The 19,770-nt window shown below is 61.1% G+C and carries 13 protein-coding genes; 7 read left to right on the top strand and 6 right to left on the bottom strand.

Features of this window, described 5'->3' with window-relative positions; translation table 11 throughout:
* Positions 1-318 precede the first annotated feature (318 nt).
* Positions 319-1,134: an SDR family oxidoreductase gene (locus PF1751_RS19270; protein ID WP_010208880.1), complete on the top strand. Its 816-nt coding sequence runs from the start codon at positions 319-321 to the stop codon at positions 1,132-1,134.
* Between the two features lie 129 nt (positions 1,135-1,263).
* Positions 1,264-1,467, top strand: a complete 204-nt coding sequence (gene csrA, locus PF1751_RS28540) for a carbon storage regulator CsrA (RefSeq protein ID WP_080923223.1) — start codon at positions 1,264-1,266, stop codon at positions 1,465-1,467.
* An 8-nt stretch (positions 1,468-1,475) separates the two neighbouring features.
* Here the strand turns inward: csrA and PF1751_RS19265 are convergent, their stop codons facing one another.
* The 5 genes from PF1751_RS19265 to mnmC form a co-directional block, all read right to left on the bottom strand.
* Positions 1,476-1,703, bottom strand: a complete 228-nt coding sequence (locus PF1751_RS19265) for a YheU family protein (RefSeq protein WP_003192759.1) — start codon at positions 1,701-1,703, stop codon at positions 1,476-1,478.
* Between the two features lie 59 nt (positions 1,704-1,762).
* Positions 1,763-2,947: an osmoprotectant NAGGN system M42 family peptidase gene (locus tag PF1751_RS19260; RefSeq protein WP_044287587.1), complete on the bottom strand. Its 1,185-nt coding sequence runs from the start codon at positions 2,945-2,947 to the stop codon at positions 1,763-1,765.
* A gap of 24 nt (positions 2,948-2,971) precedes the next feature.
* The gene (ngg, locus tag PF1751_RS19255) at positions 2,972-4,705 is read right to left on the bottom strand and encodes an N-acetylglutaminylglutamine synthetase (protein WP_044287586.1); all 1,734 of its coding nucleotides are present in this window, start codon (positions 4,703-4,705) and stop codon (positions 2,972-2,974) included.
* 3 nt (positions 4,706-4,708) lie between these two features.
* Entirely contained in the window at positions 4,709-6,481 is a 1,773-nt protein-coding gene (locus PF1751_RS19250; protein ID WP_010208886.1) for an N-acetylglutaminylglutamine amidotransferase, read from the bottom strand.
* Between the two features lie 134 nt (positions 6,482-6,615).
* Positions 6,616-8,616: a bifunctional tRNA (5-methylaminomethyl-2-thiouridine)(34)-methyltransferase MnmC2/FAD-dependent 5-carboxymethylaminomethyl-2-thiouridine(34) oxidoreductase MnmC1 gene (gene mnmC, locus PF1751_RS19245; RefSeq protein ID WP_044287585.1), complete on the bottom strand. Its 2,001-nt coding sequence runs from the start codon at positions 8,614-8,616 to the stop codon at positions 6,616-6,618.
* A gap of 212 nt (positions 8,617-8,828) precedes the next feature.
* Between mnmC and PF1751_RS19240 the strand changes: the two genes are divergently transcribed.
* The 4 genes from PF1751_RS19240 (at position 8,829) to PF1751_RS19225 (ending at position 17,668) form a co-directional block, all read left to right on the top strand.
* Positions 8,829-13,676 carry an NEL-type E3 ubiquitin ligase domain-containing protein gene (locus PF1751_RS19240; protein WP_044287584.1) on the top strand — a complete coding sequence of 1,616 codons (4,848 nt, stop codon included), beginning with the start codon at positions 8,829-8,831 and terminating at the stop codon, positions 13,674-13,676.
* Positions 13,677-13,778: 102 nt separating this feature from the next.
* Positions 13,779-15,305 (top strand): polyphosphate:AMP phosphotransferase, encoded by a 1,527-nt coding sequence (pap, locus tag PF1751_RS19235; RefSeq protein ID WP_010208889.1) that lies wholly within the window; start codon positions 13,779-13,781, stop codon positions 15,303-15,305.
* 91 nt (positions 15,306-15,396) lie between these two features.
* Positions 15,397-16,581, top strand: coding sequence for a thiolase family protein (locus PF1751_RS19230; RefSeq protein WP_010208890.1), 1,185 nt, complete (start codon positions 15,397-15,399; stop codon positions 16,579-16,581).
* Positions 16,582-16,711: 130 nt separating this feature from the next.
* The gene (locus PF1751_RS19225) at positions 16,712-17,668 is read left to right on the top strand and encodes a DMT family transporter (RefSeq protein WP_010208891.1); all 957 of its coding nucleotides are present in this window, start codon (positions 16,712-16,714) and stop codon (positions 17,666-17,668) included.
* On the opposite strand, the gene PF1751_RS19220 is transcribed toward PF1751_RS19225, so the two are convergent.
* Positions 17,665-19,047 (bottom strand): class II fumarate hydratase, encoded by a 1,383-nt coding sequence (locus tag PF1751_RS19220; RefSeq protein ID WP_042571834.1) that lies wholly within the window; start codon positions 19,045-19,047, stop codon positions 17,665-17,667. The two genes, PF1751_RS19225 and PF1751_RS19220, sit on opposite strands and share 4 nt — an antisense overlap.
* A gap of 193 nt (positions 19,048-19,240) precedes the next feature.
* Here PF1751_RS19220 and PF1751_RS19215 point away from each other — a divergent pair, with 193 nt between their 5' ends.
* Positions 19,241-19,762 (top strand): DUF2059 domain-containing protein, encoded by a 522-nt coding sequence (locus tag PF1751_RS19215; protein WP_010208895.1) that lies wholly within the window; start codon positions 19,241-19,243, stop codon positions 19,760-19,762.
* Positions 19,763-19,770: the final 8 nt, after the last annotated feature.

Here is a 19,770-nt window from a genome sequence, read left to right as displayed (position 1 = left end):
TTCTTTAAAGACCGGTTGTTTAAAAAGTAGGCCCGACTTAAAACCGACTTAAATACGGACGCCTTAATAACTCCGACTGCACCTCTTCGTGGAAAATTCCCTGTTTTTTTAAAGCATTTTGCAGTGGCGCTTATTTCTTTTACTGCGTGAACACTTTCTTCTGCTTAGTTGAAAAAGATTGAACTTAGGCTACGCCTCGCTATCCGACCGAGCCCGCGGTTTGCCAGGGCTATTCATCACTCTGATGGTGGATGGGTGTGGGAAAAACCTTCGCTACACTGCCGGTTACTTCTTCCGTGAACCACAAGGCTACTTCCTATGCAAAATCGCATGATGATCACTGGTGCCGGGTCGGGCCTGGGCCGCGAAATCGCTCTGCGCTGGGCCCGTGAAGGGTGGCAGTTGGCCTTGTCGGACGTCAGCGAACCGGGCCTGCAAGAAACCCTCAAGCGTGTACGCGAGAGCGGTGGCGACGGTTTTATCCAACGCTGCGATGTACGCGACTACAGCCAGCTCACCGCATTTGCCCAGGCGTGCGAAGTGAAGCTGGGTGGCATCGATGTGATCGTCAATAATGCCGGTGTGGCCTCGGGCGGGTTCTTCGCCGAACTGTCCCTGGAAGACTGGGACTGGCAGATCGCAATCAACCTGATGGGTGTGGTCAAGGGGTGCAAGGCGTTCCTGCCGCTGCTGGAAAAGAGCAAGGGCCGCATTATCAACATCGCGTCGATGGCTGCGCTGATGCAGGGCCCGGCGATGAGCAACTACAACGTGGCCAAGGCTGGCGTGGTGGCGCTGTCGGAAAGCCTGCTGGTGGAACTCAAGCAGCAGGAAGTCGGCGTGCACGTGGTGTGCCCATCGTTCTTCCAGACCAACCTGCTCGACTCGTTCCGTGGGCCAACCCCGGCGATGAAGGCCCAAGTGGGCAAGTTGCTTGAGAGCTCGCCGATTTCGGCGGCGGATATTGCCGATTACATCTACCAGCGCGTCGCGGAAGGCGAGTTCATGATCCTGCCCCACGAACAGGGGCGGATGGCGTGGGCGTTGAAGCAGAAGAACCCGCAGCTGCTCTATGACGAGATGACCACCATGGCCGACAAAATGCGCGCCAAAGCGCAGGCGGCCAAGGGCTGATCAGGCGCTAGTCTGTCAGGCAATTTACCTGTCTTTGTAGGTGCTGCCTGTTTTCGCCGCGAGCCATTGCTGCGACCCATCCCCTGCGCGCATGGTCAAGGTCCTTTCACTATTAAAAGGACAACCGCCATGTTGGTCTTAAGCCGCGCTGTACGCGAAGTCATCTCCATCGGCGATGACATCGCCGTACATATCCTTGAGTTGAACGGTAAACAGGTCAAGTTCGGTGTGGAAGCACCGGCCGGGGTGCATGTTCATCGCGCGGAGGTGTACCAGAAAATCCTTGAGCGCCAAGACGCCAGACACCCTCCAGTGCCTGTGCCCAACCCCTGAAACCCCGGTCAGTCGAACAGATGCTTGGGCACATCGTGCTTGAGCATCAACTGGCACTGCTCGCTTTCCGGGTCGAACACGATCAGCGCCTGGCCCTTGGTCAGCGCCTGGCGTACGCGCAGCACGCGGGTTTCCAGGGGCGTGTCGTCGCCATTGTCGGTGCCGTCACGGGTGACGAAGTCTTCGATCAGGCGGGTCAGGGTGTCGACTTCAAGTGCGTCGTAGGGAATCAGCATACAAGCCTCGGGTAATGGATCCCGGCGATGCTACTGCGCCGGGACCCCAGTTGCCAGCCTCAGGACTTGTTGCCCACCAGGCTGTCTACCGACGGCACACGTGTGTCGCTCTCCATCTGCGTCTCGTGCTCGATCTGATGACTGAACCGATCCAGGGAACCCTGGGCCGGTTGTGCATCGCTGGCGAACACCGGCGGGCTGAGAATGTAAGCGCCCAGCAAACGACTCAGGGCCGCGAGGCTATCGATGTGGGTACGTTCGTAGCCGTGGGTCGCATCACAACCGAATGCCAACAAGGCAGTGCGGATATCGTGGCCGGCAGTGACCGCCGAATGCGCATCGCTGAAGTAATAGCGGAAGAGGTCGCGGCGTACTGGCAGTTCATTGTCCGACGCCAGACGCAGCAGATGCCGTGACAGGTGATAGTCATACGGCCCGCCGGAATCCTGCATCGCCACGCTCACCGCGTGCTCGCTGGAGTGCTGGCCGGGGGCGACGGGGGCGATATCGATGCCGACAAACTCACTGACGTCCCAGGGCAGAGCGGCCGCCGCGCCGCTGCCGGTCTCCTCGGTGATGGTGAACAGTGGATGGCAGTCGATCAGCAAGGGTTCGCCACTGTCGACGATGCCCTTGAGCGCGGCGAGGAGGGCGGCGACACCGGCCTTGTCATCCAGATGACGCGCGCTGATGTGGCCGCTCTCGGTGAACTCCGGCAGTGGGTCGAAGGCCACATAATCGCCGATGCCAATCCCCAAGGAATCGCAATCGGCACGGGTCGCGCAGTAGGCGTCCAGGCGCAACTCCACGTGGTCCCAGCTCACCGGCATTTCGTCCACCGCGGTGTTGAACGCATGCCCGGAGGCCATCAATGGCAACACACTGCCACGGATCACGCCGTTATCGGTAAACAGGCTGACACGGCTACCTTCGGCAAACCGGCTCGACCAGCAGCCCACCGGCGCCAGGCTCAGGCGGCCGTTGTCCTTGATCGCGCGCACGGCGGCGCCGATGGTGTCCAGATGCGCGGACACGGCGCGGTCGGGGCTGTTTTTCTGGCCTTTCAAGGTGGCGCGGATGGTGCCGCGCCGGGTCATTTCAAACGGGATACCCAGTTCTTCCAGACGCTCGGCGACGTAGCGCACGATGGTGTCGGTAAACCCGGTGGGGCTGGGAATGGCGAGCATTTCCAGCAGGACTTTTTGCAGGTAATTCAGATCCGGTTCGGGGATGGTTCGGCTCATAAAGACTCCTGGGGTTCGGATCGTTCAGCTATGGGGAAACAGCAAATCCACAAATTTCTCCGCGGTAGGCTGCGGTTCATGATTGGCCAGGCCGGCCCGTTCGTTGGCTTCGATAAACACGTACTCGGGTTGATCGGCGGCGGGCACCATCAGGTCGAGGCCCACCATGGGGATGTCCAGGGCGCGGGCGGCGCGCACGGCGGCGTCCACCAGCGTGGGGTGCAAGATGTCGGTGACGTCTTCCAGGCAGCCGCCGGTGTGCAGGTTGGCGGTGCGGCGCACGGCCAGGGTCTGGCCACGGGGCAGGATGCTGCTGTAGTCGAAACCGGCGGCTTGCAAGGTGCGTTCGGTCTCGCCATCCAGGGGGATTTTGCTTTCGCCGTCGGTGGCAGCCTGGCGGCGACGGCTTTGGGCTTCGATCAACGCGCCGATGGAGTGATGGCCGTCGCCGGTCACCTCGGCAGGACGACGGATCGCCGCGGCGACCACCTCGAAACCGATCACCAGGATGCGCAGGTCCAGACCTTCGTGAAAGCTCTCCAGCAACACACGGCTGTCGAACTGGCGCGCGGTTTCAATCGCCTGTTGCACCTCTTCGATGCTCTGCAAATCCACCGCCACGCCCTGGCCTTGCTCGCCATCCAGCGGCTTGACGACGATGCGCTGGTGTTCATCGAGGAAGTCCAGGTTGTCATCGGCGCTGCCTGCCAATTGCTGCGACGGCAGCTTCAAACCGGCGGCTTTCAACACTTTATGGGTCAGGCTTTTGTCCTGGCACAGGGTCATGCTGATGGCACTGGTCAAATCGCTCAAGGATTCACGGCAACGCACGCGACGCCCACCGTGGCTCAAGGTGAATAACCCGGCATCCGCATCATCCACCTGTACGTCGATACCACGCCGGTGGGCCTCCTCGACAATGATCCGCGCATAGGGATTGAACTCCGCCTGCGGGCCCGGGCCGAGAAACAACGGCTGGTTGATGCCGTTCTTGCGCTTGATCGCAAAGGTGGTCAGCGCACGGAAGCCGAGCTTGGCGTAGAGGTTCTTGGCCTGACGGTTGTCGTGCAGCACCGACAGATCCAGGTAACTCAGGCCACGGCTCATGAAGTGTTCCACCAAATGGCGCACCAACACTTCACCCACGCCGGGCCGGGTGCATTGCGGGTCGACCGCCAGGCACCACAGGCTGCAACCGTTTTCCGGGTCGTGAAAGGCCTTCTGGTGATTGAGGCCCATTACACTGCCGATCACGGCGCCGCTGTCTTCATCCTCGGCCAGCCAATACACCGGGCCACCTTGGTGGCGTGGGGTGAGGCGTTCGGCGTCGACGGGCAACATGCCGCGCCCTTGATACAACTGATTCACTGCCAGCCAATCCGCCTCGGACTGCACCCGGCGAATGCGGAAACCGCGAAATACCCGAGTCGCTGGGCGATAGTCGCTGAACCACAGGCGCAAGGTATCAGACGGATCAAGGAACAACTGCTGCGGATCAATCCCCAATATCTGCTGGGGCGCGGCCACGTAGAGCGCGATATCCCTTTCGCCAGCCTGCTCGTTGAGCAACTCCTGGGCGAGGCTGGCGGGGTCTGGAAATGTATGACCGATCAACAATCGGCCCCAACCGCAATGCACGGCAATCGGTTCGGCCGCCAAGGGGCTGCCATCTTCGGCCAGGCGGGCTTGCAGGCGCTCGTAAGTGGGCGCCTGGCCTTTGAGCAAGCGTTGGCTGTAAGCCGCTGCGTGGGGTTTCATTGATCAGATTCCTTGTTCGCTGAGCCACAGGTTCAGCGCCGCCAGTTGCCACAGCTTGGAGCCGCGCAGCGGGGTCAGTTGGCCTTGCGGGTCGGTGAGCAAGCGGTCGAGCATGGTCGGGTTGAACAGGCCGCGATCCTGGCTCGGGTCGAGCAGCAGTTCACGCACCCAGTTCAGGGTATCGCCCTGCAAATGCTTGAGGCCCGGCACCGGGAAGTAGCCTTTCTTACGGTCGATGACTTCGCTCGGAATCACGCGGCGCGCGGCCTCCTTCAAGACTTGCTTGCCGCCGTCGGGCAGTTTGAACTGGCCGGGCACGCGGGCCGAGAGTTCGACCAGGCGGTAATCGAGAAACGGCGTACGTGCTTCCAGGCCCCAGGCCATGGTCATGTTGTCGACGCGTTTGACCGGGTCATCTACCAGCATCACCGTGCTGTCCAGGCGCAGAGCCTTGTCCACGGCGGCGTCGGCGCCGGGCATGGCGAAATGTTCGCGCACGAAGTCGCCGGCGGCATCATTGGCGGTCAGCCATTTCGGCGCGACAGTGGCTGCGTAATCGTCGTAACTGCGGTCGAAAAACGCGTCGCGATAAGCGGCGTAGGGATCGCTCGCGCCGTCCACCTGCGGGTACCAGTGGTAACCGGCGAACAGTTCATCTGCGCCCTGGCCGCTCTGCACCACTTTGCAATGCTTGGCCACTTCCCGCGACAGCAGGTAGAAGGCGATGCAATCGTGGCTGACCATCGGCTCGCTCATGGCACGGAACGCCGCCGGCAATTGCTCGATGATCTCGCTTTCGGCGATGCGTAACTGGTGGTGGCGGGTGCCATAGTGCTTGGCGATCAGGTCGGAGTACTGGAACTCGTTCCCGGCCTCGCCGCCGGCGTCTTCAAAACCGATGGAAAATGTCGACAGATCCTGTACGCCCACTTCCCGCAGCAGGCCGACGAGCATGCTTGAGTCGACGCCACCGGAAAGCAGCACGCCCACATCCACCGCCGCACGTTGGCGAATGGCCACGGCTTCGCGCGTGCTGTCGAGGACGCGGTCGGTCCAGTCTTCCAGGGTCAGGTTTTTTTCATCTTCATGTGGGCCGTAGGGCAGGGTCCACCAGGTTTTCTGTTCTGTCTTGCCGCTGGCGTCGATGCGCATCCAGCTCGCCGGCGGCAGTTTTTCAATGCCCGCCAGCAAGGTACGCGGCGCAGGCACCACGGCATGGAAATTCAGATAGTGATTGAGGGCGACCGGATCGAGGATCGGGTTGATATCACCGCCCTTGAGCAGCGCCGGCAATGCCGAGGCGAAGCGCAGGCGCTGGCCGGTGCGCGACAGGTACAAGGGCTTCACCCCAAGGCGGTCGCGGGCAATAAACAGGCGCTGGGCATCACGTTCCCAGATGGCAAAGGCAAACATGCCATTGAGCTTGGGCAGCAGCGCCTCGCCCCAGGCGTGATAACCCTTGAGGAGAACTTCGGTGTCGCCACCGGAATAGAAGGCGTAGCCCAAGGCTTCCAGCTCTTGACGCAATTCCGGGAAGTTATAGATCGCGCCGTTGAAGGCCAGGCTGAGGCCGAGCTGCGAATCGACCATCGGTTGGGCTGAGCCGTCCGAAAGGTCCATGATTTTCAGGCGGCGGTGGCCCAGGGCAATCGGCCCTTGGGCATGAAAGCCCCAGGCATCAGGGCCGCGTGGGGCCAAGTGATGGGTGATGCGCTCAATCGCAGCCAGGTCGGCAGGTTGGGCATCGAAACGTAATTCTCCAGCTAATCCGCACATAAATTCCTTACCGGTTTTTCCGTTGGGGAGGGGTCATTCTCAATACGCCCAAAGGGCGCGTACCCAGAAACTGACCCAGTGCTATCCGCGGAGTTTTAGACCAATAAGTTATAAGGCAAATAGCCGTGATGGCTTCAATGCCGCTCTTTGTTGACCGTTGACTTGACTCTTACCAACGCGCGCAGGGCAAACCGATTCGGGTGGCAAGCCTCGGCTACGCTGGCCGGAACCGGCAGCGGTTCGTCATTCAGCCAGGCGGCGAGCAACTCGCCACAGAGCGGCGCGGTGATCAGCCCGCGAGAGCCGTGGCCGCTGTTGATGTACACCCCCGGCAGCCATGGGCAGGGTATGTCCGGTACCTGGCGGGCATCTTTACTCAGTACCGCATAGGTGCGTTGAAACGCCTCGGTGTCGGCCAATGGCCCGACGATTGGCAGGTAGTCAGGGCTGGTGCAACGAAAGGCGGCACGGCCCTCCAGTTGTTCTGGTACCAGTTGATTGGCCCCCAGGCGCTGCACCAGGTCTTCGGAAATCTCGCGCAGCATCGCCAGGTTGCCGGCATGTTCGGCAACCGTTGGTGTGAGGTCGTCATTGTTGAAATCAAAGCTGGCGCCCAAGGTGTGTTCGCCACGCCGGGCTGGCGCGACATAACCCTCGGCGCAGACCACCGTGGCCAGGGCCGCACTGGCCGTTGTTTGCGCCAGCCGAGTGATTTGCCCGCGAATACGCTTGAGCGGCAAGTCAGCGCTCAGCGCGAATCGCTTGATGTCGGCAGCCCCGGCGAGCACGACCACCGTGGCGCTGGCCAGTACCCTATCGCCGTCGCGGGCTTGCCACTGGTCGTCGACACGGTGCAACTCAAGGGCCTCATGATGAGTGAGTACCTTAATCAGCGGATGCGCCGCTTGCCATTGGCACAGCGCCGGAGGATGCACCCAGCCACCTTCCGGGAAAAACAGACCGCCCTGGGCCAGCCTGATCCCCGCCTGTTGTTGAGCCTGATCACGGTCCAGCAGGTGCAGCAGGTCCGGTGCGAACGCGTGTGCAAGCTGTGCCTGGCGTTCGGCTTCCTTGGCGTTGAAGGCCAGTTGCAGCACGCCGCAGCCGTCCCAGTCGACGCCACGGTGCAGGTGCTCCAGCAGGCGCCGGGTGTGACCGAACCCAGCGACGATCAGTTGCGACAGCGCTGTGCCATGGGCCGACAGCTTGAGGTACAGCACGCCCTGCGGATTACCCGAGGCCTCCTGGGCCAGGCTCGCGTGGCGCTCCAGCAGGCTGACTTGCCAACCGCGTGCCGCCAGGCTGGAGGCGGTGGCGCAACCGGCCAGGCCGCCGCCGATGACCAGCGCGTGCCGTTCGCCCGCTAACGCCGCAGGGCGCGCAAACCATGGTTTGGCAGCGGACGGTGCGGGTGCGTCCGCCGGCCAGCCGAGGAATTCGCCGCGCAGGATCTCCCACTTGTGGCCAATGCCCGGTGTGCGTTTCATTTTGAACCCGGCGGCATTGATCAGCCGGCGTACCCAACCGGTGCTGGTGAAGGTGCTGATGGTCGAACCTGGAGCCGCCAGGCGCGCCAGTTCGGCAAACAGCTCGGCGGTCCACATTTCCGGGTTTTTCGCCGGGGCGAAGCCGTCGAGAAACCACGCATCGACCTGTGCGTCCAGTTGTGGCAACTGCTCCAGGGCATCGCCGATCAACAGGGTCAAGGTCACGCGACCGTTATCCAGCACCAGGCGCTGGAAACCCTGGTGAATGGCGATGTACTGGGCCAGCAGTTGCGCGGCCAAGGGCTGCAACTCGGGCCAGAGGGCGAGGGCACGTTGCAGGTCGGCGCGACTCAACGGGTACTTTTCTACGCTGACAAAGTGCAGGTGCGCACCGGCTACCGCGTGTTGTTCAAACAGTTGCCAGGCGCATAGGAAATTCAAGCCCGTGCCGAAACCGGTCTCGCCAATCACCAACCGACCGCCCACCGGCAAGGCGGCAAAGCGCTCTTGCAAACGGTTCTGCTCAAGGAACACATAGCGGGTTTCTTCAAGGCCCGACTTGTCGGAGAAGTACACATCGTCGAAGACTCGCGAACGCGGGCGGCCTTGGTCGTCCCAGTCGAGCTGGGCGTGGGTTACGGGGTTCATGGGCGGCTCATAAAAATAACGCAGGCAAAGGCAAGGCGGCCATTCTAGCCGATCACGCGTCACAGGGCTGATCCAGGGTGGTAGCCCTACAGTTTTTGCATGGGAAATACTGCTGCGCGCGCCCGCCAACCCATCAACAATCAGCGTTAATTCCGCGCAGGCCGCTGCGGTATCGTCATTCCTTGATTTTCTGGCAATAAAGGATATTGCTGATGCGGCCCAAGGATGATTTGAATAACAAGTTGAACCAGTTGACCCAGAGGCAACTGCAAGCAGCTTTACTGGAAATGACGGGCGATCTGGACAAGGCCCAACTGCTGCAAAAAAAGCTGCCGGGTTGGATGGTCAACGCGCCGCCTGGCGTGCTGCAAGCACTGGAGAGAGAGGTCGTACAGGTGGCCGGTGCCCAGGCGAGCGTCGCCGAGCGCATGAAGCCCTTGCAGGCGCTGGATGAGTTTTGCAATGAGCGGCTCAAGGACTACTGCCAGACACGGTGGCAGTTGACGCTGGAGCCCAAAAAAGATCGCTTCGTGCGTGCTGTGAACGAGTACGAGACAGAGCTTTTACCGTTGCAGTACGTGAAAAAGGTGAGGCTGGTGCGGGACAGCCTGTTGCATGTGGCGATGCAGAACTTTTCTGAGCAAGAGGCGCAAGCGCAACACTATCCGGCGGGGTCGCTGCTGCAGTCGGGGTCTGCGGCGGGGGAGGTCATCGGCCTGTCACCCCATGCGTTTGCCCAGGGGTGTCGGGCCCTGGATCTTGGCCGCTTGTATCAGCAGCACATCCGTGACGTGCTCAAACTGGACAGCGCCCCGGCGAGTGATGAGCCCTACATCAATGATGTGGCGACCGATATTGGCCGGATGAAAACCCTGGATATGAAAATCGATGCCCATATCGCCCTGATGCGGGGGGATATCACCCAGGCCATCTATGGGATGCTGTGCGCCTTGCTGGACCGCTCACTCACACCGTCCCAGGCTCAGGCGGCAGGGGTGCGCTTTCAAGGGCTTCCGGTCATTTGGCAGGGGTTGAATACACAGGGCGGTTGCTTGTGGAGCATCCTGGTGTTCTCGGGTCGATCGATTGTGCAATACCCGCATGAGCCTTGTGTGGTGTATATGCCCAATGAGCCCGAGCGGCCATTGTTTGAGTATTCCTCGCTGGACGATTTCCAGGTCTACCTTAAGCGCAAGAGTGAAGTAGCCGCCTACCGTACCTTCTTTAGCCGCTACCTGAGTCAGGGCGACCGGGCCGGTTTCTTTAGCCGTTTCGAACATGCCCACACGCTGGGGGTGCTGCAAGAAAACCGCATTACGGTCAGCCTGGCGCAGCATTTTTTCGACGCTTACACAGCAAAGCTGCAAGCCGATGCTCGGGCGCTGGCGGTGCCGGTGGCTGACGTGGATGAAGAGGTCCGTGAACATCGCTTGCAGGCGTACCTGGATGCCGGGTTGACGGTGCTCAACCTCGCCGGGTTTGTCGTCCCGGAGCTGGGGATGTTGATGACGGGCGTGGCGCTGGGCCAAATGCTCGGGGAGCTATATGAGGGCATTGAAGATTGGCGCCGGGGTGACAAGGAAGAGGCGTTCAAGCAGTTGGCGGGGGTGGCGGAAACTATCACCTCGATGGTGTTATTCGCGGCAGGGAGCAAGGTGGTCGGGTCGGTGCTCAAGCGCAGCGGCCTTAGCCTGGACAGCTTTTTTGGCAAGTATGAAGTGGTTCGCCCGGCTGATGGGAACCAGCGGCTGTGGCGCCCCAATTTCATCCAGTACGCCCACGATCGGAGCCTTATCGACGACGAGCCGGCGGACGCTTCTGGCGTCTACAAGGTGGAGGGGCATTCATATGTCGTGATCAATGATTGTGTGCACCGGGTTTCGTTCGACGCCAAACTGGGTCAGTGGCGGGCACACCACCCGGCTCGGCACACGGCTTATCGCCCCGAAGTGCTGCATAACGGTGAGGGGTGTTGGCGTTTTGCGTTGGAAAAACCTGACGAGTGGGAGGACCCCGAGTATCTCTTTTCACGCTTGAAACCGACGGGCCCCGGCGCCTCGCTCCCGCCAAGGAAACTTCTACAGATCAAGTCCATTATGGACAAACCCCACGATTGGGGCGTCTATCAGGCCCAGGAGTGCTTACCCTTTCCCGCACGCTTTCGCGACCTGTACGAGCGTTTCAGGCTGGATCAGTCCATTCGCGATTTGATCTGGCAGTTGCAAAACGGTGCCTCCCCCAGCCTCGAAAACTCAACCGTGCAGATGCACGCCTTGCCCCTGTTACAAGGGTGGCCTGAGGGACGCTATTTTGAGCTGCTGGATGCCCAGGGCAGCGTCAAGGCCCGCTACCCCGCCAACGCAGCGTCTAACCCCGTGAGCCTGCGTTTGCCGGTCACCGAGCAGATGCTCAGTGAGGGGAAAGTGTTCGATGTGCTGTTGTCCGGGCTGGATAAGCCACAAAAAATCGCCCTGCTGGGAGAGGGTGTTGCGGCCGATCAGGAGCACGCGGTGCTGTCCCGTCAGTTGCTCGCGCAGCTCAAGGCTGATCACAAGCCGTTGTTTGAGCAGCTGTATCAGGCCTATGACGGCCCAGTCCCGCCCGAAGGGGCGTTGCTCCGGCGTGCCTATCCGCAATTGCCCTGTACGCTGCTGCGCGAATTGATGGCCGAGACCTCAACGGTGCAGCGTGAGTCCCTGCACGATAATCAACGGATTCCCATGGCACTGGCCGAGGCAGTGCAACGTGCCCTTGGGGAGCAACGCCTGGACCGCGCCCTGATGGGGTTTGAGCAGCCAGAGTTGGCCAGCCTGGATACCGCGCTCCTCGCGGTCCGGTCAATGCCGCGTGTAGCGGGGTGGGGGCGGGAATTGCAGCTCGAGTTGCGTCAGGATTCGCCACAGGGCGAGTTGCTGGCCTTGGGCGCACTCACTGGGGCCAGCGTGCGGCGAGTCGTGGTCAGATCGGACGCCGGGTTTGAAGCGTTCAATGACAAGGGCCTGCGTATCGGTGGGCCTTATGCCGGACCGGACGGCCTGTTCGAGGCAATTGATGCGGCGCTGACGGGGCGCCAGCGGGTGGCACTGGGTTTACCACCCGAGGAGGCCAGCAACCTCTGGCGGTTGCGCTACATGTGCGCGTCGCAGGCGAAGGGGGAACGGGAACTGGCCGCCGAAGCGTTTTCCGGCAAAGTCAAAGAGCCCGTGCTGGAGGCAGCGTCCTGCAGAATGGCCGACTCACCGACGGGGCCGTTGGTTCATCCGCCCGCGCTGGTGCGTAAGGTGAAAGGGTTATACCCCTTGTTCAGTGACGGGCAAGTGTCGTCGTTGCTGCTGGCCTTGGGCGCAGACCATCTTTCCCGGGCCAAGGCGGTAAAGCGTCTGGAGGCAGAGCTGGCTCATTTGCGAGCACTGCTCAGGCACTGGAAGAGCGATATCCAGGGCCTGGATAAACAGCCGGGCCTGAGTGACATCCGGTATAGCCGCGAGCAGGTGGCAGAGCGCCTTGAGGCCTGTTGGCGACGTCAAAGTTTTGCTCTGAATGAACACCAGACGTCCGTACCCAGTTTAAACCTGGACGGGATGCGCATTGGTTCGTTGCCGACGCTGCCCCCTGAAATCCGTTTCGACCATGTCGAGCAGCTGTCACTCAAGAACATGCAGTTAGGCGATGATGTCGCTTATTTCCTTAAGTGTTTCAAGGGGCTGAGGCGTCTGGACCTGGACCGAAACCGTCTGACCCGATTACCGGAAATACTCTCACGCATGTTGGCGCTCGACAGTCTGTCGATGCCCCGCAACCGGTTGGCCCTGACCGAATACACCCGGGTGAAATTGGCTGACATGAGCACGTTGCGGAGGCTGGACTTGAGCCACAATCCCCTGGAAAAGCTGGTGGATGTCGGCAAGATGCGTGATTTGCATACGCTGTTATTGCAGGACACAAAAATCACCGACCTGCCCGTAGGGCTCGGGCGGTTGGCCCAGTTGGAGCAAATGGACCTTCGCGGCAACTCGATCACGGTGCTGCCCGAGTGGGTGTTTACCACGCCGCGTAGTTTCAGCCAGTCGGTTAACCTGGGCGGTAACCCGTTATCCCGTTCGACGGTCGAGGCACTTGAGCGTTATCGCGACGAAGTGGGGATTGGCATGGGGTATGTCGAGGACGATCAACCCCGCATGACTGAGTTGAAAGCCAGGGCGTTGTGGTTGCCAAAGGACACGGCCAGCCGAGATGCCCACAAACGTGCGGTTTGGGCCAACCTTCGCGACGATCCGGAATCGGCACCATTGTTCGAGTTGCTGGCCCAACTGTCAGCGACTGCGGACAGTCGTTACGTACGCGAGGATTTGACCCGGCGCGTCTGGGAGGTCTTGCAGGCGACCCATGACAGTGTCGGGCTGCGTGAGCGGGTCTTTCAACTGGCCGCTCATCCGGCGAACTGTTCAGATGGGACTGCGCAGATTTTCAGTCAGTTGGAAGTCTTGAAGGAGGTTGAGAGCGCGACGCTCCAGGCCGGTCGCGCGCAGGGCAACTCCGGGGCGCTGTTGAAGTTGAGCCGCGGTTTGTTTCGCCTTAGCGAGCTGGAAAAAATTGCTTCGACCTACGCTGCCGAACACTTTTCTGTGGACCCGCTGGAAGTCAGCCTGGCATTCCGGGTCGGCTTGGCCCAGTCCCTGCAATTGCCGGGGCAGCCCAAGCACCTGAATTTTGCACTATTCGCCAATGTGACCAACGAGGGTCTGGAGGTGGCGCACTCCCAAGTGCGCACGGCAGAACTCTCACCTGCATTCCTGCGTTTCATTACACAGTTGGCGTTCTGGAGAGCCCACCTTAAACAGCAATTTCCTGAGGCATTCCAGTCAGCGACAGCGTCCTTCGATTCGCGGCAGCAAACACTCTTCGAGAACAGCCAGAACCTCACCGACGCGCAATACCTCGAGCAAATGGAGGCCCTGCGTTCGCCGCGCCGGCGAGCAATAAGCGGCGTGGTGGAACGCCTCACGCAGCAGATGTTGAAGGATCAGGACCTGGGTATTTGCCACGTTCCGGGGAATTAGCCGTCGCCCCCGATGATTGATCCACGGCAAGCCTGTTGGAATTCCTTGACTGGCGTGGTGCCCAATCCGCTAGTCTTGAGTCATCTTGAAACGGAGCTGCCCATGTTCGAATCCGCCGAAATCGGTCACGCCATCGACAAAGACACGTATGACGCCGAAGTGCCGGCCTTGCGCGAAGCCCTGCTGGAAGTGCAGTACGAACTGCAACAACAGAAGCGCTTCCCGGTGATCGTCCTGATCAACGGCATCGAAGGCGCCGGCAAGGGCGAGACCGTCAAGCTGCTCAATGAATGGATGGACCCGCGCCTGATCGAAGTGCGCACCTTTGACCAGCAGACCGACGAAGAACTGGCCCGTCCGCCCGCCTGGCGCTACTGGCGGCAACTGCCCGCCAAAGGCCGCATGGGGATCTTTTTCGGCAACTGGTACAGCCAGATGCTGCAGGGCCGGGTGCATGGGCAGATCAAGGACGCACGTCTTGACCAGGCCATTGCCGGTGCCGAGCGCCTGGAAAAGATGCTGTGCGATGAAGGCGCGCTGATCTTCAAGTTCTGGTTTCATCTGTCCAAGAAGCAGATGAAGGCGCGGCTCAAGTCCCTGGCCGACGACCCACTGCACAGCTGGCGTATCAGCCCGCTGGACTGGCAGCAGTCCGAGACCTACGACAAATTCGTGCATTTCGGTGAGCGTGTGCTGCGTCGTACCAGCCGCGACTATGCACCGTGGCATGTGATCGAAGGGGTCGACAGCAATTACCGTGGGCTCACCGTGGGCAAGCTGCTGCTGGAGGGCATGCAAAATGCGCTGAAGCTGCCCAAAGGCAAGGCCAGCGGTATGAATCCGGCGCCGTTGATTGCGTCGGTGGACAAGAAGAGTCTGCTGGACAGCCTCGACCTGACGCAACGCCTGGAGAAGGACGATTACGAAGAACAGTTAATCACCGAGCAGGCGCGTTTCTCCGGTCTGATGCGCGACAAGCGCATGCGCAAGCACGCGTTGGTCACGGTGTTCGAAGGCAACGATGCGGCAGGCAAAGGCGGGGCGATCCGTCGGGTAGCGGCGGCGCTGGACCCACGCCAGTACCACATCGTGCCGATTGCCGCGCCCAGTGAAGATGAGCGCGCTCAACCGTATTTGTGGCGGTTCTGGCAGAAGATTCCGGCGCGGGGCATGTTCACCGTGTTCGACCGTTCGTGGTACGGCCGTGTGCTGGTGGAGCGTATCGAGGGCTTCTGCACCCCGACGGACTGGATGCGCGCTTATGGCGAGATCAACGACTTTGAAGAACAACTGCGCGACGCGGGTGTGATTGTGGTCAAGTTCTGGCTTGCCATCGACAAGGCCACCCAGCTGGAACGCTTCCAGGCCCGCGAGGAAATCCCGTTCAAGCGCTTCAAGATCACCGAGGATGACTGGCGCAACCGTGACAAGTGGGACGACTACCGTGCCGCCGTGGGCGATATGGTCGACCGCACCAGCACCGAAATCGCGCCCTGGACGTTGGTGGAAGCCAACGACAAGCGCTGGGCGCGGGTCAAGGTGCTGCGCACGATCAACCAGGCGCTGGAAGAGGCGTTCGAGAAATCCGACAAGCACGACAAGAAAGTCAAGAAAGGCAAGAAGAAGTAGGCCTATCCACAGGGTGAATGATCGTCGCGGTTGACGGGAGCTGGATCTATCCTCGGTCCATCTCCCAACCCTCACAAGATCGAGGTAGCCCATGCGTGAAGTAGTGATCGTCGACAGCGTACGAACCGGCCTGGCCAAATCCTTTCGTGGCAAGTTCAACCAGACCCGCCCGGATGACATGGCGGCCCATTGTGTCAACGCGCTGCTCACCCGCAACGGTATCGACCCGGCCACCGTGGAAGATTGCATCGTCGGCGCCGGCTCCAACGAAGGCGCCCAGGGCTACAACATCGGGCGCAACGTGGCGGTGTTGTCGCAACTGGGCACCGGCACGGCGGGCATGACCCTCAACCGCTTCTGCTCGTCGGGCTTGCAGGCGATTGCCATCGCGGCCAACCAGATCGCGTCGGGCTGCAGCGATATCATCGTCGCCGGTGGCGTCGAGTCCATCAGCCTCACCCTGAAAAGCGTCAACACCGACAACCTGATCAACCCGCTGCTGAAAGAGCAGGTGCCGGGCCTCTATTTCCCCATGGGCCAGACTGCCGAGATTGTTGCGCGGCGCTATAGCGTCAGCCGCGAAGAACAGGACATGTATGCGCTGCAAAGCCAGCAACGTACGGCCCAGGCTCAGGCTGATGGTTTGTTCGACGATGAAATCGTACCGATGGCGGTCAAGTACAAGGTCGAAGACAAGAACACCGGAGAAGCGCAGGTGCTCGATGGCGTAGTCGACCGCGATGATTGCAACCGGCCGGACACCACGCTGGCCAGCTTGCAGGGCTTGAAGCCGGTGTTCGCCGAAGACGGTTCGGTGACGGCGGGTAACTCGTCGCAATTGTCCGACGGCGCTTCGATGACCTTGGTGATGAGCCTGGAAAAAGCCCTGGCACTGGGGCTCAAGCCGAAGGCGTTTTTCCGTGGGTTCACGGTGGCCGGTTGCGAACCGGACGAGATGGGTATCGGCCCGGTGTTCTCGGTGCCCAAGCTGCTCAAGGCCAAAGGCTTGCAGGTGGCGGACATCGACCTGTGGGAACTCAACGAAGCATTCGCCTCCCAGTGCCTGTATGCGCGTAATCGCCTGGAAATCGACAATGCCAAGTACAACGTCAACGGCGGCTCGATTTCCATCGGGCACCCGTTCGGCATGACCGGGTCGCGGCAGGTGGGGCACCTGGTGCGTGAGTTGCAACGGCGTAATCTGCGTTACGGCATCGTCACCATGTGCGTGGGCGGGGGCATGGGCGCCACTGGCTTGTTCGAAGCGGTGCGCTAGTTTCAATTGGCTAAATGAGGTCAATGTGGGAGGGGGCACGCCCCCTCCCATATTTTGAAATGCGGCGTAGCCCAATCCTTTCGCTTGCCCCTAGAATGCGGCTCCACTTCCTCTGGCTTCTGGGGCACTCATGCACATCTCTTCCGGCCGCTGGGTCTATGGTTTTCTGCTGACCCTGCTGACCGCGCTGCTCTGGGGCATTCTGCCGATCAAACTCAAGCAGGTGCTGCAAGTGATGGACCCGATCACCGTCACCTGGTTTCGCCTGATCGTGGCCGGCAGTTGCCTGTTCGTCTACCTGGCGCTGACCAAGCGCTTGCCCAGACGCAGCGTGTTGGGCCCCAAGGGCGGATGGCTGGTAGGGATGGCGGTGTGTGGGCTGGTGGGCAACTACGTGTTGTACCTGGTGGGTCTGAAAAGGCTCAGCCCTGGTACGGCGCAACTGGTGGTGCAGATGGGGCCGATCTTCTTGATGATCGCCAGTGTGTTTGTGTTCAAGGAGCGCTTCAGTCGCGGGCAGGTACTCGGGCTGTTTGTGTTGATCGCAGGCTTCGGCCTGTTCTTCAATCAGCGCCTGGAAGAGTTGCTGACGTCCCTTGGCGCCTATACCGCCGGCGTGCTGACCATCCTGCTCGCCACGTCTATTTGGGTGTTCTACGCCCTGGGCCAGAAGCAGTTGCTGACGGTATGGAATTCGCTGCAAGTGATGATGGTGATCTACCTCACCTGCGCCTTGTTGCTCACGCCTTGGGCGCATCCACTGGAGGCCTTGGACCTGAGCCCACTGCAAGCCTGGCTGTTGCTGGCGTGCTGCATGAATACCCTGGTGGCCTACGGTGCCTTTGCCGAAGCGCTGGCCCACTGGGAAGCGTCGCGGGTCAGCGCGACCTTGGCGCTCACACCTCTGGTGACCTTTGTGGCAGTCGCCCTGGCGGCGTGGCTGTGGCCGGCGTATGTGCAGGCTGAAGAAATCAACGCCCTGGGTTATGCCGGGGCATTGGTGGTGGTGCTGGGCTCGGCGACCGTGGCGCTGGCGCCGTCGTTGCTCGCCGGGCTCAAGGCCCGGCGGTTACGCGTGGCGCCCTAGGCACCCAGCATATCTTCCGGACGAACCCACTGGTCGAATTCCGCATCGGTGAGGTAGCCCAGGTCCAGCGCGGCCTTCCTTAGGGTCAGGCCTTCGGCGTAAGCCTTCTTGGCGATTTCTGCCGACTTGTCGTAGCCGATGTGCGGGTTGAGCGCGGTTACCAGCATCAGACCGCGTTCCAGGTGCTCGGCCATTTGCAGGGGGTCGGGCTCAAGCCCGGCCACACAGTGTTCCTGGAAGTTGTTGCAGCCGTCGGCCAGCAGGCGGATGGATTCCAGCAGGTTGTGGATAATCACCGGCTTGTACACGTTCAACTGCAAATGCCCCTGGCTGGCGGCAATGCCGATGGTCACGTCATTGCCCAGCACTTGGCAGGCCAGCATCGACAGCGCTTCGCACTGAGTCGGGTTGACCTTGCCCGGCATGATCGAACTGCCCGGCTCGTTGGCCGGCAACTTCACCTCGGCCAAGCCGGTGCGCGGGCCGGAGCCCAGCAGGCGCAGGTCGTTGGCGATTTTCATCAGGGCCACGGCCAGGGTTTTCAGCGCGCCGTGCAAGGTCACCAGCGGTTCATGACCGGAGAGGGCGGCGAATTTGTTCGGCGCCGTGACGAACGGCAAGCCCGACAGCGCCGCCAGCTCGGAGGCAATCGCCTCGCCAAAGCCATGGGGCGCATTGAGCCCGGTGCCGACGGCCGTGCCGCCCTGGGCCAGTTCGCAGACGGCGGGGAGGGCGGCGCGAATGGCGCGTTCGGCGTAATCGAGCTGGGCGATGAAGGCCGAGAGCTCCTGGCCGAAGGTAATCGGCGTGGCATCCATCATATGCGTGCGGCCGGTCTTCACCAGCTTCATGTGCTTGGCGGCCTGCTCGGCCAGACCACCGGAAAGCGTGGCGATAGCCGGTAACAAACGCTGATGCACAGCCTGGACGGCTGCGATGCTCATCGCTGTGGGAAAGCAGTCATTGGAACTCTGGGAACGGTTGACGTGATCGTTGGGGTGCACCGGGCTCTTGCCACCGCGCTGGTTGCCCGCCAGTTCGTTGGCGCGGCCGGCGATCACTTCGTTGGCGTTCATGTTGCTCTGGGTGCCGCTGCCGGTCTGCCAGACCACCAGGGGGAATTGGTCGTCATGTTGCCCGGCGAGTACTTCGTCGGCGGCCTGTTCGATCAGGCGGGCGATGTCGGCGGGCAAGTCGCCATTACGGTCGTTGACCCGTGCCGCCGCTTTCTTGACCAGGGCCAGGGCGTGCAGTACCGCGAGGGGCATGCGCTGTTCGCCGATGGCGAAGTTCACCAGTGAACGTTGGGTCTGGGCGCCCCAGTAAGCGTCATCCGGGACATGGACTTCTCCCAGGCTGTCGGTTTCGATACGGCTCATCGGGCACACTCCTTCAGGTCTGTTTGCGCAGTTTAGGCCTTGATCGACCGGTGGGGTTCCCTAAAAGACGTTTCATCGGGTTCATCCCCCGAGAATCCTTGTCCTACGAGGCCTGGGGTTGAGCCCTAAGGTTTTTTAGGCGCAGAATGGGCGCCCTTGGGGTCTTACCTCGCCTGCTAGAAAAGGAAACTCGATGACTCGTCTTCGTGCCATCTGTACCGCGGTTGCTCTGGTTTGCGCCAGCGGCCAGGTTTTTGCCGATACCGCCAGCCACAACGCCAGTGCCGAAGCCTTCCTTACCCTGGCCCACGCTGACAAGCTGGGTACCCCGGTGTACATGCAAGTGCAGCAAATGTTCGCCCAGCGTTTCGAACAGACCAAGGCGCCTGCCGCCAAGCAGTCCGTACTGGACAGCTACCAGGCCAAGGCCAACGCTGCCCTGGACCAGGCTATCGGCTGGCCAAAACTGAAACCGGACATGGTCAAGCTCTACACCACCAACTTCAGCGAATCCGAACTCAAGGACCTGGTTGCTTTCTACCAGTCGCCGTTGGGCAAGAAAGTCCTGGAAAAAATGCCGCAACTGACCCAGCAATCGGCCCAGATGACCCAGGCCAAGCTGGAAAGCGCCGTGCCGGTGGTGAACAAGCTGCTGGAAGACATGACCAACGAACTGGCACCGGCGAAGAAACCCGCCGCCCCTGCCAAGAAGTAAGTGGAGCC

The sequence above is a fragment of the Pseudomonas simiae genome (assembly GCF_000934565.1).
In the GTDB taxonomy this organism is placed as follows: Bacteria; Pseudomonadota; Gammaproteobacteria; order Pseudomonadales; family Pseudomonadaceae; genus Aquipseudomonas; species Aquipseudomonas simiae.
The sequence above is the reverse complement of the archived record's forward strand: the minus strand, read 5'-3'. Positions and strand labels throughout refer to the sequence as shown.